The sequence below is a fragment of the Halomonas aestuarii genome (assembly GCF_001886615.1).
GTDB lineage: Bacteria > Pseudomonadota > Gammaproteobacteria > Pseudomonadales > Halomonadaceae > Halomonas > Halomonas aestuarii.
This window is the reverse complement of record NZ_CP018139.1, coordinates 1580258-1593585: the sequence shown is the minus strand read 5'-3', so window position 1 is coordinate 1593585 and position 13328 is coordinate 1580258. Positions and strand designations below refer to the sequence as shown.

The 13328-nt window shown below is 68.2% G+C and carries 12 protein-coding genes; 6 read left to right on the top strand and 6 right to left on the bottom strand.

The window, feature by feature from the left end; translation table 11 throughout:
* Positions 1-2 precede the first annotated feature (2 nt).
* The 5 genes from nosR to BOX17_RS07280 form a co-directional block, all read right to left on the bottom strand.
* Positions 3-2147 (bottom strand): transcriptional regulator NosR, encoded by a 2145-nt coding sequence (nosR, locus tag BOX17_RS07300; RefSeq protein ID WP_071943150.1) that lies wholly within the window; start codon positions 2145-2147, stop codon positions 3-5.
* 76 nt (positions 2148-2223) lie between these two features.
* Positions 2224-2541 (bottom strand): c-type cytochrome, encoded by a 318-nt coding sequence (locus tag BOX17_RS07295; RefSeq protein WP_071943148.1) that lies wholly within the window; start codon positions 2539-2541, stop codon positions 2224-2226.
* A gap of 158 nt (positions 2542-2699) precedes the next feature.
* Positions 2700-3470 (bottom strand): molybdopterin-binding protein, encoded by a 771-nt coding sequence (locus BOX17_RS07290; RefSeq protein ID WP_071943146.1) that lies wholly within the window; start codon positions 3468-3470, stop codon positions 2700-2702.
* Positions 3454-4329 (bottom strand): cytochrome b/b6 domain-containing protein, encoded by an 876-nt coding sequence (locus tag BOX17_RS07285; protein WP_071943144.1) that lies wholly within the window; start codon positions 4327-4329, stop codon positions 3454-3456. The genes BOX17_RS07290 and BOX17_RS07285 overlap by 17 nt, the downstream gene beginning before the upstream one ends.
* A gap of 77 nt (positions 4330-4406) precedes the next feature.
* A complete protein-coding gene (locus tag BOX17_RS07280; RefSeq protein WP_071943142.1) occupies positions 4407-4703 on the bottom strand; it encodes a hypothetical protein in 297 nt (98 codons plus the stop codon).
* 188 nt (positions 4704-4891) lie between these two features.
* Between BOX17_RS07280 and BOX17_RS07275 the strand changes: the two genes are divergently transcribed.
* Together BOX17_RS07275 and BOX17_RS07270 are read left to right on the top strand one after the other, a co-directional pair.
* Complete coding sequence (locus BOX17_RS07275; RefSeq protein WP_071943140.1) at positions 4892-5635, top strand: response regulator transcription factor; 744 nt, start codon at positions 4892-4894, stop codon at positions 5633-5635.
* Positions 5632-7125, top strand: coding sequence for a sensor histidine kinase (locus tag BOX17_RS07270; protein ID WP_071943137.1), 1494 nt, complete (start codon positions 5632-5634; stop codon positions 7123-7125). The genes BOX17_RS07275 and BOX17_RS07270 overlap by 4 nt, the downstream gene beginning before the upstream one ends.
* On the opposite strand, the gene BOX17_RS07265 is transcribed toward BOX17_RS07270, so the two are convergent.
* Positions 7101-7583: an Rrf2 family transcriptional regulator gene (locus tag BOX17_RS07265; RefSeq protein WP_071943135.1), complete on the bottom strand. Its 483-nt coding sequence runs from the start codon at positions 7581-7583 to the stop codon at positions 7101-7103. The two genes, BOX17_RS07270 and BOX17_RS07265, sit on opposite strands and share 25 nt — an antisense overlap.
* Before the next feature lie 150 nt (positions 7584-7733).
* Here BOX17_RS07265 and BOX17_RS07260 point away from each other — a divergent pair, with 150 nt between their 5' ends.
* The 4 genes from BOX17_RS07260 (at position 7734) to BOX17_RS07245 (ending at position 13279) form a co-directional block, all read left to right on the top strand.
* A complete protein-coding gene (locus BOX17_RS07260) occupies positions 7734-8900 on the top strand; it encodes an NnrS family protein (RefSeq protein WP_083582105.1) in 1167 nt (388 codons plus the stop codon).
* Between the two features lie 115 nt (positions 8901-9015).
* Complete coding sequence (gene hemN / locus BOX17_RS07255) at positions 9016-10401, top strand: oxygen-independent coproporphyrinogen III oxidase (protein WP_071943133.1); 1386 nt, start codon at positions 9016-9018, stop codon at positions 10399-10401.
* Between the two features lie 226 nt (positions 10402-10627).
* Positions 10628-11113, top strand: coding sequence for a ubiquinone anaerobic biosynthesis accessory factor UbiT (ubiT, locus tag BOX17_RS07250; RefSeq protein WP_071943131.1), 486 nt, complete (start codon positions 10628-10630; stop codon positions 11111-11113).
* A 54-nt stretch (positions 11114-11167) separates the two neighbouring features.
* Entirely contained in the window at positions 11168-13279 is a 2112-nt protein-coding gene (locus BOX17_RS07245; protein WP_071943129.1) for an adenosylcobalamin-dependent ribonucleoside-diphosphate reductase, read from the top strand.
* Positions 13280-13328 lie beyond the last annotated feature (49 nt).

The following is a 13328-nucleotide window of genomic DNA, read 5'->3' as shown; positions in this document are numbered from 1 at the left end:
GTTCACTCCTCGTGATGGATCGGAATACGCTGCAGCATGGCACCCTCGGCGCCGGGGGCTGCGGGGTCGAAGGTCCCGGCGGAGCCCTTGCCGGAGACCCGGGCCGCCTTCTCGTAGCGCTTGCGTCGCTTGACCATCGGCGGGCAGCGCTGGTCATCCCAGTAGGTGACCTGGCAGTCGAGACAGTAGTGGCATTCGTTGGCGTTGATGCGCCCATCGGGGTGGATGGCGCCGACCTCGCACTCCTGCGCGCAGATCTGACACGGCGTGCCGCAGCTGCCACGGTGGCGCTTGAGCCAGTCGAACAGCCGCAGCCGCGAGGGAATCGCCAGGCCGGCGCCCAGCGGGCAGACGTAGCGGCAGTAGAACTTGTGGTTGAACGCCGAGACCACCACCAGTCCCAAGGCGTAGAGCACGAAGGGCCAGTCGCGCTGGAAGCGCAGGGTGATAGCGGTCTTGAAGGGTTCGACCTCGGCGTACCGTTCGGCGGTGCCCAGGGAGTGCAGCGAGAGGGCGAACAGCGCCAGCAGGATGATGTACTTGATCGCCCATAACCGCTCGTGCAGGCCGAAGGGGACTTCGATCTGCTTGACGCCCAGCTTGCGCGCCGCCTTGTTGACTAGATCCTGGAGGGCCCCGAAGGGGCACAGCCAGCCGCAGAACACGCCGCGTCCCCACAGCAGCAGGCTGACCGCCACGAACGCCCAGAGGATGAACATCATCGGGTCGATCAAGAACGAGCTCCAGCTGAAGTCGGTGATCAGCGCATGGGCGAAGGTCAGGATATTGACCACCGAGAGCTGGGCCAGGGCGTACCAGCCGATGAATACCAGGGTGTAGACCAGAAAGCCGATGCGCAGCGGTTCGAGGATGCGTGGATAGCGCACCAGCACGTCCTGGAACAGCATGACCCCGGTGAGCACCGCGAGGCCCAGGCCCAACACGGCGATCTGGAAGGCCTTGTCGTACCAGACCTGCACCCAGATGGGCCGCTCCACCAACGGCTCGGGGCGCTCGACGTAGGCGTCGGGAATGCTGTAGTCGGCGCTGAAGCGCGTGAACTCGCTGTCCAGCGGGCCCGAGGCGCGACGCACCAGCAGGTCCAGTTGCCAGGGCCGGCCGGGGTCGAAGCCGGCCTGCTCGCGGATGATGAAGATGTCCTTCTCCTCCATGCGCGGCATGCCCGCGACATCGAAACTGCCCACCCGCTGATGGTCCAGGTCGTGGAAGGTGATGGTGCGACCGTCCTGGCTCACCTCGATGCGATCGAAGATGCCGCCGCGCACGTACCCCGAGCCCTTGAAGGAGTAGTCGCCGTTGGCCATCAGAGCGACGGCGTGCTCGCCAGGCGCGAGGCTCTCCATCAGGGCGTCGTAGCGGGACTCGCCGAGCAGGTTGCGCCCGGCCATGGGAGCGTTCAGGTACGTATAGTAGAGATCGATGAAGGTCTTGCCCGCGGGCGCCGGGGTGCGCAGGTAGTCTTCCGCCGGCGTGCCGACGAAGGCCTCGTCCACCTGGCCGTGAGTCAGTCGAAGGCGGCGGATGGTGCCGTCACCGGTCAGGGTCTGCCAGTCGGCCGCTGCGAAGACATCCGGCTTGACCGTGGCGGCGGGCTGGGCGGAAGGGTCCTCGATGATGCCCAGGCCGGCGGCGACCTGGCGGGCGGCACGCATGATGGTGTCGTTGACGACGATCACCGTGACCGTGGCGCCGGAGATGGCGTCCAGGTTGTCACCGATCTTGGGGTTATCGTTGACGCTGAAATTGGTATGGGCGCCGGCGAAATTCTGCAGCTTCTCCTCGGGGATGCCCACCAGCATGATCGGCTCGGAGTGATCAAGCACCTTGGCGAGCGTCAGCTGACCGGTGGTGTCGATGCCGACCAGCAGGTTGACCGGCTTGCCGGAGTAAGCGGGAATCGGTGCCACATCCACGGTCTCGAAGACGTAGCCGAGCAACTCGTCGCCGGCATAGACCTCGCTGACCGGCCATTCGGTGTCGGCGGACGCAAGCCGGTTGGCCCCGGGGAAGCCGGCCTGCAACTCGCTCGTTGTCACCGCCAGGGCCGGGGAGGTCAGGCAGAGGCTCAGCAGGCACAACAGCAGCCATCTGATCGTCGAGACAAGTCGGGGCCGACGTGGTGACATGAGGAGATCCCGCATCATCAGGTGAGGATGGCGGCGGCTGACGAAGGGGCCGGCGCGCAGCGCGCCGGCCCGGAGGTCAGGGCGTGAGGCTGCCGTAGTAGGCGGCGATGTCGGCGATGTCCTCATCGGACAGCGACTGCGCCTGGGGGGTCATCATCATGGACATGCCACCGCCCCGTTCACCGGCCCGGTAGGCCTTGAGGGCGTTCTCGAGGTAGGCGACATTCTGGCCGGCCAGGTTCGGATAGATCGGTGCGGTGGCATTGCCGTCGCTGCCGTGACAGGCGGCGCAGGCGGCGACCTTGCCTTCCCCGGCGGCGGGATCGCCGGCGGCCTGGGCGTCCATGGCCAGGAGGGCGCCGCCCAGCAGGGCTACAGCGAGGAGTGACTTCATAACCAATCTCCTGAATGCATCTTTATTTGGTTGAAAAAGCCCGGTTCCTGCAGGAGCCAAACCAGGCGCATGACACCATCATGGCATCCGGCCGGCGGCCGGTGACTGACGTGAGTCAATTTCAGGCTAGATGGCGGCGGGCATTTAGCACAATCGGCTCAGATCCCCGCCCACCAACGGTAGCCACGATCTTCCCAGTAGCCACCTCGGCCACGGCCGAGGTGGGCGAAGCTTGCGACCAGTTCGATACGCATGACGTACTTGGCCATCTTGTAGCCCAGCTGACGTTCGGCGCGCAGGCGCAAGGGCGCGCCGTTGGCGACGGGCAGGTCGCCGCCGTTGAGCTCATAGGCCAGCAGGGTCTGCGGATGGTAGGCCTCGCGCAGGTCGAGGCTCTCGTAGTAGCGATCACCCCCGTGGTAGCGGTCGGCGCAGTGGAACACCACGAAACGCGCCTCGTCACGTACTCCCACCCGGGCCAGCACTTCGCCCAGCACCGCGCCGGTCCACTGGCCGATGCAGCTCCAGCCCTCGACGCAGTCGTGGCGGGTGATCTGGGTGCGGGCGGGCAGCGCCCGCAGGTCGTCGAGGGAGAAGGCCTGGGGGCGTTCGACCAGGCCCTGGACCTCGAGGCGCCAGTCGCGGAAGTCGTTGGCGGCCAGGCGCAGGTAGTCGACCTCCCGGGGCATGGTCGTGCCGTTGGCGCGGAAGGTCGGAGCGATGTCATCGGGGCCGTATTCCCGGGCCAGGGCCTCCCGGGAGGCCAGCAGGCGATGGGCCTGCTGGGTCAGGCCCTCGCTGGCGGAGAAGAGGCGCTGCATGGCGTCGCTGCGCGAGAGCCGGTCGCAGCCCGCCAGCATCAGCGTGCCGCCGGCCAGCAGGCCGCGGGTCAGGAATCGGCGGCGGCCGGGATCAGTGGGGTGCGTCATCGCGGGTCTCCTTTTGCGGAGGCAGGATATGGTCCGGAGGGAGGGCATAGCGCCCGGTGATCATCGAGCGCAGGTTGTTGCCGACGCCGGAGACCAGCACCAGCAGGACATGCACCACGAAGAAGGCCAGCAGCGTGGCGGCGGCGATGAAGTGCAGAGTCCGGGCGCTCTGCCGGCCCCCGAAGAGATCCAGCAGCCAGGGCCAGGCGGCATCCATTGTCGGCGACATGGTCAGCCCGGTGAGCACCACCAGCGGGGCGACGACGAACAGCACCAGCAGGTAGGCCAGCTTCTGCAGCAGGTTGTAGTGGCGTGCCTCCTCGCCCCGCGGAAAGCGCAGCCGCAGATGCTTGCCGATGACGTGGCCGATGCGTGACCACTCGTGGCGTCGCGGCAGCAGGCGCCGTCGCAGCTGGCCGCTGGCCACCAGATAGAGCAGGTAGGCGGCGAGGAGCGGGGCGAAGAGCCAGCCGGCGAGGAAGTGCCACTGGCGCCCCATGGCCAGCCAGCGGGGGCCTGGCAGCGTCGCCCAGGCGGGGAAGGCACGACGCTCGCGATCGGTGCCTGGCCCCGAGACGCCCAGCACGCCGGTGGTGTCGAAGCGGAAGTCGCCGATACGGGTGATGCCGCGTAGCGAGCCGTCCTCGTCGCGCATGGCGCCGATCGACAGCGACGGGGCCTCGAAGGTGGAATCCTTGCCCCAGTACAGGGCCGGATGGGCATTGAAGATCTGCAGGCCGCTCATCAGCAGGATCGCCAGGCAGACGACGTTGATCCAGTGCCAGAATCGGGTAAATGCCGAGTGACGCTTGATCACCGTCGGCCGGCGAGCGTTGGGTGTGGTGCCGAGGAGTCGCATGGGAGGGACCCTCCATAAGTGAGGCGGGAAGCATGACCGGCCGGAAGTCGATCCGGCCGGTCAGGGGGCGGCGAGCCTCACATCTCGTCGTCGTCTTCCATCATCGAGTCCTCTTCCTCCATCATTCCGTCGCCGCCTTCCATCATCGAGTCCTCATCCTCCATCATCATCGCGTCGTCGTTTTCCGATGACATGGCATCGCCGGCCATGGCGTCACCTTCGCCCATGGCGTCACCGGCCATGGCATCCTGCTCCATGCCTCCACCCTCCGACATGGCCTCCTCGTGGTTGTCCGCCAGGGCAGCGGTCGGCAGCAGCAGGGCGCCGAGCAGGATGGCAAACAGGGCAGTCCTGGAATGGGTCGGCTTGAACATCTCGCACCTCCAGTGGTGGTCTGGCCGCCGGCGGAATGCCGTGACGGCACCTGTCACGCTAGCCAGCCCCGGTGGGCGATTCATCACGAAATCATCACGGGCGGGATGCGGTTGAGAGGGTTTCGTGATGCAGCCACCGGGCGGTGGTTCTAGAGTAGAGACCGAACCCGTCGTCGGAGTCCGTTCCCATGCCCTGCCGGATCCTCTGCGTCGAGGACAACCCCGAGATCGGCAAGCTGCTCAGCGAGCGCCTCGCCGAGGCCGGGCATCGCTGTGACTGGGTCACCGATGGCGAGGCGGCCCTGGCGGCCCTGGAGGGCGCGACGCCGGGCAGTGCCTATGACCTGGTGATGCTGGACCTGATGCTGCCGGGCATCGACGGCCTGGAGGTGTGTCGCCGGCTGCGGCGTCGCGACAGCCGGACGCCGGTGCTGATGGTGACGGCCAAGGCCGCGATCCGTGATGTGGTGGTCGGGCTCGAGCTCGGGGCCGACGACTACGTCACCAAGCCCTTCCACATGCCGATCCTGATGGCCAGGGTCCAGGCCCTGCTGCGCCGCGGGCAGCGCCAGGCGGAGGGAGAGGACGGTATCGTCGAGACGGCGCCGCTGGTCTGTGGGGCGCTGGTCATCGATGCCGACCAGCACCGGGTCACCCTCGGCGGGCAGCCGGTGCAGCTCACCGGCAAGGAGTTCGCGCTGCTCTCGCTGTTCGCCCGTCATCCCGGCCATGGCTTTACTCGCGGTGAGCTGCTCGACCGGATCTGGGGAGAGGAATTCGACGGCTATGACCATACCGTGAACACCCATATCAACCGACTGCGCAAGAAGATCGAGGCCGATCCGGCGCGGCCGCGCTACATCCAGACCGTCTGGGGCGTGGGCTATCGCTTCCTCGGCCCCTCCCCGGCCGGGGAGGATGACGAGGCATGAGCGCCTTGCTGCGGCGCCTCGGACGCCTGGTTCACAGCCTCTATGCGCGTATCGCCGTGGTCTATCTGACCAGCCTGCTGCTGCTGTCGGTGGCCGCCGCCTGGATCGCCATCAGCCAGTTCGACCAGCTGGAACGCGAGTTCCTGCAGCGCCAGGAGATCGACCTCGCCGACAACCTCGCGCGCGTCATGCGGCCGGGGCTCGACGCCGGGGCCGACAGTGACGCCGCCCGCGAGATCGCCCGGCACATCGCCTCGATCAACCCCTCGCTGTCGCTGTACGTGCTCGACGCCGAGGGAGCGGTGATCGCCGACTTCACCGAGTCGGCCTGTGGCCTGGGGGGGCGGGTGGAGCGCGACTCGCTGGAGGCCCTGCTCGGCGAGGACCCCATGCTGCCGGTGCTGGCCGCCTCGCCCTGCGGAGGGCGGCCCGGGATCTTTTCCGTGGCGCGGATCGTCCATGGTGAGGGGCAGCGTCCCGGCTACCTGTATGTCGATCTCACCAGTGCCAGCCGCGCCTCGATGGTGGCCATGCTGCGCACCAGCTCGATCACCCGCACCCTGGTTGCGGCCGGCCTGCTGGCGCTGCTGATCTCCGGCATCTTCGGCCTGGTCTGGTTCGCCCTGCTGACCCGGCGGTTCTCGCAGCTGACCACGGCGGTGCAACGCTTCGCCGAGGGCGACTATGGCGAGCGGGTCGCCGTGCCGCGGGACGACGAGATCGGCCGTCTGGCGGGGGCCTTCAACGACATGGCGGGCACCATCGAGGCCCAGCTCGCGGCCCTGCGGGAGACCGATCGTCAGCGCCGCGAGCTGGTGGCCAACCTGTCCCATGACTTTCGCACTCCGCTGACCTCGCTGCGCGGCTACGCCGAGCAGCTGCTGGAGCGTGACGAGGTGTCCCCCGGGGAGCGGAAGCGGGCGCTGGGCGCGATCCTCGACAATGCCGATCGCCTGACGCGCCTGGCCGAGCAGCTGTCGACCCAGGCTCGGCTGGATGCCCATGACAGGCCGCTGGCGTGCGAGCCGTTCTCGCTGGCGGAGCTCGCCCACGACATCGTCGGCAAGTTCCAGCCTCAGGCCGGCAAGCTGGGGGTCTCGCTCCAGGTGGTCGGGGATCCCTCGCTGCCCTGGGTCGAGGCGGACCTCGGCCTGATCGATCGCGCCCTGTCGAACCTCGTCGAGAATGCCCTGCACGCGACCCCCGCCGGGGGCTGGGTCCGGCTCGAGCTCGACCAGGCGCGGGAGGGCGTCAGGCTGGCGGTCGTCGACAACGGGATCGGCATCGCGGCCGGGGAGGTGCCGCTGGTGACGCAGCGGTTCTATCGCACCCGGGGCAGCCAGGCGCGGGGCGAGGGCTCTGGGCTGGGTCTGTCCATCGTACGCGAGATCTGCGAGCGGCACGGCATGACGCTGTCCATCGACAGCCGCCAGGGGGTGGGCACCCGGGTCAGCCTGCTGCTGCCCTATGCCTCGGGGCGAGGGGCCTGAGGCGGGGCGATCGGCGAGGTCGCGTCCTCGAGGTGCAGCAGTTGCACCAGCCCGGGACGCTGCGGGCCGAGGAGGTCGGCCAGGGTGTACTGGTCGAGCACGGCGAGGAAGGCGGCGAGCGCCTCGGCCAGGATCGGCTTGAGCCGGCAGGCGGGCGTGATCACGCATTCGTTTTCGTCGCCGAAGCACTCCACCAGGCTCAGGTCTCGTTCGGTGTCGCGCACCAGCTCGCCCAGCCGGATCGTCTCAGGGTCGCGCTTGAGCAGCAGGCCGCCGTTCTTGCCACGGATGGCGGTGATGTAGCCCTGATGGTTGAGGTCCTGCACCACCTTCATCAGGTGGTTGCGGGAGATATCGAAACGCTCGGCGATCTCGGTGATGGTCGAGCGCTGCTCGCCCTTGATGGCCAGGTAGATCAGCACGCGCAGCGAGTAGTCGGTGAATCGGGTCAGATGCATGGGAGTCCCGGCGCGTCGGACGCCTCGCAAGGCGTGGTGAGTAAACCAACGATACTAACATCATGCCGTTGAGGTTTGATTCGTGACTGTGGCATTCGGTCGTGTGGCAGTCGTATGACAAGGCCGCCTTGTAAGATGTAATTTTTATGCATGTTAAAGAATCCTGCCAATGATCCAGGGCAAGCCGACGGCCCGCGACGGCTGGATCGGCGTCCTGCCTGGGCGCTGTTCTTTCCCCTCGCCGCCCTGCATGCGGCGCTGGCGGTGCCGTTCTCGCTGGCGGCGATGTTCGGTGGGCTGCCGGCCCTGGCAACGCCAGCGGCCCACGGTCGTGAACTGTTGTTCGGCTTTGCCCTGGCGGTGATGGCGGGCTATCTGCTGGGCCCCCTGCCGCCTCGCCGTCTGGCCCTCCTGGCGGGATTGTGGCTGGTCGGGCGTCTCGGTGGGCTGGCGGGCGATCCGGCCTGGCCCATGCTGCTGGCCGATGCCGCCTTTGCCCTGCTGCTGGCTGCCCGGCTGGTCCCGCGCTTCCTGGCGGCCAAGAAATGGCGCAACCGCCTGCTCTCGCCGCTGCTCGGTCTGCTCTGCCTGCTGGCGGTGGCCAGCCTGGTAGTGCGCCTGGCCTTCCCGGGCCTGGCCTCGCCCCTGCTCCATCAGGGGGTGCTCTGGGTGCTGCTGCTCATGGCCTTCATGGGCGGACGGGTGATAGCCCCGGCGGTGAACGGCCACCGGATGGCGCGCCACCGGGTGGCCGGGGTCGGTGTCCAGCCGCGGGTCGAGGCGGCCCTGATCGGCCTGCTGGTCGCCGCCGGGCTCCTGGCGATCCGGCCGCTGCTGTGGCCGGTCGCCGGCGTGATGCTGGCGCTGGCGGGGGCGGTGATCCTGGTGCGGCTCTGGCGCTGGGCGCCCTGGCGGCTTCGGGGTCGGCCGGACCTGCTCGGCCTGCTGCTTGGCTATGCCTGGCTGGGCGTGGGGGCCCTGCTGGTGGCGGGCGATCTCCTGGCGGGGAACTCGCCGTCGGGCCGGCTCCATGCGGTCACCGTGGGAGCGCTCGGCACCCTGGCCAGCGGCATCATGCTGCGCCAGGCGATCCTGAGGGCCAAGGGTCGCCCCGGGGAGGAGCATTGGCTGCCGTGGCTGGCCGTGCTCTTCAGCCTGGCGGCGGGGCTGCGCCTCGCGTTCCCCCTGGCCGGCCCGCCGGTGCTGTGGGGTTCGGCGGGGTGCTGGAGCCTGGCCTGGCTGCTGGTGGCGTGGCGACTCCTGCACTGGCGGCGTCGGGGGACCGCCGCTGCCATGCCGTCTCCGGTCTCGACTTGACCTGGGTCAGCTACCTCTTGAAGGGTACCGACGGGTCCGGTCGCGGCTGGCATAATTCGCCCCATCGGTGACGGCCCCGGCCGCCGCCTTACGGTTCAAGAGGCTCGATTCGATCATGCAAGACACCCTGCCGTTCATCCGCTCCCTGGTCGAGAAGTACGATCGCCCCGGTCCGCGCTATACCTCCTATCCCACGGCGCCGCAGTTCCAGGCGGCCTTCGCCGAGGACGACTACCGGGCCGCCGCCGAGCGCAGCAACCGGGCCGAGACGCCCAAGCCGCTGTCGGCCTACGTGCACATCCCCTTCTGCGAGAGCCTCTGCTACTACTGCGCCTGCAACAAGATCATCACCCACAACCGTGAGCGGGCGGCGGAGTACCTCGCCTGGCTCAAGCGGGAGATCGAGCTCCAGGGGGCGCTGTTCGACGAGTCGCGCCGCATGACGCAGCTTCACCTGGGCGGCGGCACCCCGACCTACCTGAGCAACGACCAGCTCGGCGAGCTGATGGCGGCCCTCGACGAGGCCTTCCACTTCGCCGAGCCCGAGGCGCGGGAGTTCTCCCTGGAGGTGGACCCGCGCACCGTGACCCCCGAGCAGATCCACGAGCTGCGAGCGCTGGGCTTCAATCGCCTGAGCTTCGGCGTGCAGGACTTCGACCCGCGGGTCCAGGAGGCGGTCAACCGGGTGCAGAGCGAGGCCCAGGTGGTGGCGCTGGTGGCGGCGGCCCGCGAGGCCGGCTTCCAGTCGGTGAGCGTCGACCTGATCTACGGCCTGCCGCTGCAGACCGTGGCGAGCTTCGACGAGACCCTGACCAAGATCATCGCCCTGCGCCCGGACCGCATCGCCACCTACAGCTATGCCCACCTGCCGGAGCTGTTCAAGGCCCAGCGGCTGATCCGTCCCGAGGACATGCCGCCGCCGGAGCGCAAGGTCGAGCTGCTGGAGCTGATCATCCGCCGCCTGACCGCGGCGGGTTATGTCTACATCGGCATGGACCACTTCGCCCTGCCCGAGGACGAGCTCTCGCTGGCCCGCGAGAACGGCACCCTGCAGCGCAACTTCCAGGGCTACTCCACGCATGCCGACTGCGACCTGATCGGCCTGGGCAATACCGCCATCGGCAAGGTGGGCGACACCTACAGCCAGAACGTCAAGGAGACCGCCCAGTACCAGGCGCGCCTCGAGGCGGGCCGGCTGCCGGTGATGCGCGGCTACCGCCTCAACGCCGACGACCGGCTGCGTCGGGACGTGATCAACGCCCTGATGTGCCACGGACGCATCGACGTCGCCGAGATCGAGGCGGCCCATGGCATCGACTTCCGCGAGACCTTCGCCGATGCCCTCGAGGAACTCGAGGAGATGGCGGACGACGGCCTGCTGGCGATCTCCGACACCGCTATCGAGGTGCGCCCCGCCGGGCGGCTGATGATGCGCAACGCCGCCATGGCCTTCGATGCCTACCTGAGCCACAGCCCGGGACGCTACTCCCGTACCGTCTGACGCCCCCTCCCGGCCACGAGCCCCGGCATGGCGCCCTTCGCGGGCGCCGTGACATTTTTTGCACATCTTGTGCTTGAGACCGGGCAATGGTCTATATATGGTATGAAGCCGACGCCGTCCCCGGTCCGGGTACCGCCTTGACGCATGTCAGTGCAGGCGGGTTAGATGGCCCCTAGGATGAGCGATCCGGCGGCCTAGCCGCGTCGACGTCATCAGGAGAGCCTTCATGACCCTGCCCCTTCCGTCACTGTCGCTTGCGCGCCCGCCCGCCCCGGGGCGTCTCATCCGCATTCTGGATCCTCGCGTCCCCCTGGCCGTCAAGCGCCGCCTGGTGGAGCCGGTGTTCAACCGCACCTTCGCCGAGCCGCTCGCGGAGGGCGAGTTCGACGCCCTGGAGGATCGCCGTATCAGCCTGGCCATCGAGGACCTCGGCGTGGTCCTGACGCTGGGCCTCGAGCACCGGCGCCTGGTCCTCTGCCGGGAGCCCGGTGAGGCGACCATCCGCGGCGGCTGGCGCGAGTTCCTCTGCCTGGCCACCCGGCGCGAGGATCCCGATAGCCTGTTCTTCCAGCGTCGCCTGCTGATCGAGGGCGACACTGAGCTTGGCCTGATGGTCAAGAACCTGCTCGACGGGCGCGAGGAGGGCCTGGCCCAGGGCCGCCTCGGCGCATGGCTGGTGCGCCTCGAGCGCCTGGCCGCCCGCGGACGCTGACCGCGTCGATCATCGATACCGTGACACCGACCACAACGCTCTGGAGACCCCCGCATGAGCACATCCGCCAAGGCCGTCAAGACCTCCAGTGAGGTGCCCCTGCAGTCGCCCTCCCGCGACATCTGGGATTCCAAGTATCGCCTCAAGGATCGTCACGGCCACCCCGTGGACGAGGACGTCACCGCCACCTGGGACCGCGTCGCGCGTGCCCTGGCGGAGGTTGAGGGCGACAAGGCCAAGGAGTGGCTGCCGAGGTTCCGCTGGGCCCTGGAGAATGGCGCCATCCCGGCCGGGCGGATCATGTCCAACGCGGGGGCCGAGGCCTACAAGCCGGCGGTGAGCCTGATCAACTGCACCGTGTCGCGCACAATCCGCGACTCCATGCACGACATCCTCGACTCGGTGGTGGATGCCGGCATGACCCTCAAGGCGGGCTGCGGCATCGGCTACGAGTTCTCCACCCTGCGCCACAAGGGCGCCTTCGTGTTCGGCGCCGGGGCCGGGACCAACGGCCCCCTGGCGTTCATGGATATCTACGACAAGATGTGCTTCACGGTGGCCTCGGCGGGCGGTCGTCGCGGCGCCCAGATGGGCACCTTCGACGTCGGCCATCCCGACGTGCGCCAGTTCATCGAGGCCAAGCGCGAGGCGGGGCGCCTGCGCCAGTTCAACCTGAGCCTGCTGATCACCGACGAGTTCATGGAGGCGGTGAAGAACGACACCGACTGGCCCCTGGCCTTCCCCCTCCACGAGGGCGAGAAGGACGACGTCGAGGAGAGCGAGCTGATCTACCGCGACTGGCCGGTGGTCGAGGAGGGATACACGGTGGACGACGAGGGCCGCGTGGCCTGCCGCATCGTCGAGGTGATCCGTGCCCGCGAGCTGTGGGACACCATCATGTCGTCGACCTACGACTTCGCCGAGCCGGGCTTCATCCTGATCGACCAGGTCAACCGCATGAACAACAACTGGTTCTGCGAGGAGATCCGGGCGACCAACCCCTGCGGCGAGCAGCCGCTGCCGCCGGAGGGCGCCTGCCTGCTCGGCTCGGTGAACCTGACCCGCTTCGTCATCGACCCCTTCGGCAAGGCGCCGCGCTTCGACTGGGAGCGCTACCGCCAGGTGGTGGCGATCTTCACCCGCATGCTCGACAACGTGGTGGAGATCAGCGGCCTGCCGCTGCCCGGCCAGCGCCGCGAGATCGAGGCCAAGCGTCGCCACGGCATGGGCTTCCTGGGGCTGGGCTCCACCCTGACCATGCTCAAGATTCCCTATGGCTCACCGGAGTCGCTGGCCTTCACCGAGGAGGTGAGCCGCAACCTGGCCCTGGAGGGCTGGAAGCAGGCCCTCGAGCTCTCCCGCGAGAAGGGCGTGGCCCCGGCGCTGGCCGAGGACTACGAGATCACCCCGCGGATGATGCGCGAGCGCCCCGAGCTCAAGCAGGACGGCTACGAGGTGGGCGACAAGGTGCCGGGCCGCATCCTACACGCCCGCTACAGCCGCTACATGCAGAAGGTCGCCGAGGTGGAGCCGGAACTGGTGGCGCAGCTCGCCGAGCACGGTGCGCGCTTCACCCACCACAGCTCGATCGCCCCCACGGGCACCATCTCCCTGTCGCTGGGCAACAACGCCTCCAACGGCATCGAGCCGTCGTTCTCGCACCGCTACTTCCGCAACGTCATCCAGTCGGGCAAGAAGACCAAGGAGCAGGTCGAGGTGGTCTCCTTCGAACTGGCTGCCTACCGCCACTTCATCGCCGCCGACGCCGTGGAGAGCGACCTGCCCGACTACTTCATCACCGCCGACGCGGTGAGCCCGAAGCAGCACGTGGCGGTGCAGGCGGCGGCCCAGGTGTGGGTCGACTCGGCGATCTCCAAGACGGTCAACGTGCCCACCGAGTTCCCCTTCGAGGAGTTCAAGGGCCTCTACCTGGACGCCTACGCCAGCAAGCTCAAGGGCTGCACCACCTTCCGCTTCAACCCCGAGGCCTTCCAGGGCGTGCTGGTGCGCGAGGACGACCTCAAGAACACCACCTACGTCTTCGAGCTGGAGAACGGCGAGACCGTCGAGCTGGCCGGCGACGAGAAGGTCATCTACGACGGCGAGGAGCACAATGCGGCGAACCTCTATGACGCGCTCAAGGAGGGGACCTATGGCAAGTGGTAAGCGGCCGGTCCGTCATCCCCGCGTCAACGAACAACCGAGTGAAGGAGCC

What these genes read in the sequence shown, in the direction of transcription:
- nosR (WP_071943150.1), bottom strand. Translation starts at nt 2,147, where the DNA reads ATGTCACCACGTCGGCCCCGACTTGTCTCGACGATCAGATGGCTGCTG.
- BOX17_RS07295 (WP_071943148.1), bottom strand. Translation starts at nt 2,541, where the DNA reads ATGAAGTCACTCCTCGCTGTAGCCCTGCTGGGCGGCGCCCTCCTGGCC.
- BOX17_RS07290 (WP_071943146.1), bottom strand. Translation starts at nt 3,470, where the DNA reads ATGACGCACCCCACTGATCCCGGCCGCCGCCGATTCCTGACCCGCGGC.
- BOX17_RS07285 (WP_071943144.1), bottom strand. Translation starts at nt 4,329, where the DNA reads ATGCGACTCCTCGGCACCACACCCAACGCTCGCCGGCCGACGGTGATC.
- BOX17_RS07280 (WP_071943142.1), bottom strand. Translation starts at nt 4,703, where the DNA reads ATGTTCAAGCCGACCCATTCCAGGACTGCCCTGTTTGCCATCCTGCTC.
- BOX17_RS07275 (WP_071943140.1), top strand. Translation starts at nt 4,892, where the DNA reads ATGCCCTGCCGGATCCTCTGCGTCGAGGACAACCCCGAGATCGGCAAG.
- BOX17_RS07270 (WP_071943137.1), top strand. Translation starts at nt 5,632, where the DNA reads ATGAGCGCCTTGCTGCGGCGCCTCGGACGCCTGGTTCACAGCCTCTAT.
- BOX17_RS07265 (WP_071943135.1), bottom strand. Translation starts at nt 7,583, where the DNA reads ATGCATCTGACCCGATTCACCGACTACTCGCTGCGCGTGCTGATCTAC.
- BOX17_RS07260 (WP_083582105.1), top strand. Translation starts at nt 7,734, where the DNA reads ATGTTAAAGAATCCTGCCAATGATCCAGGGCAAGCCGACGGCCCGCGA.
- hemN (WP_071943133.1), top strand. Translation starts at nt 9,016, where the DNA reads ATGCAAGACACCCTGCCGTTCATCCGCTCCCTGGTCGAGAAGTACGAT.
- ubiT (WP_071943131.1), top strand. Translation starts at nt 10,628, where the DNA reads ATGACCCTGCCCCTTCCGTCACTGTCGCTTGCGCGCCCGCCCGCCCCG.
- BOX17_RS07245 (WP_071943129.1), top strand. Translation starts at nt 11,168, where the DNA reads ATGAGCACATCCGCCAAGGCCGTCAAGACCTCCAGTGAGGTGCCCCTG.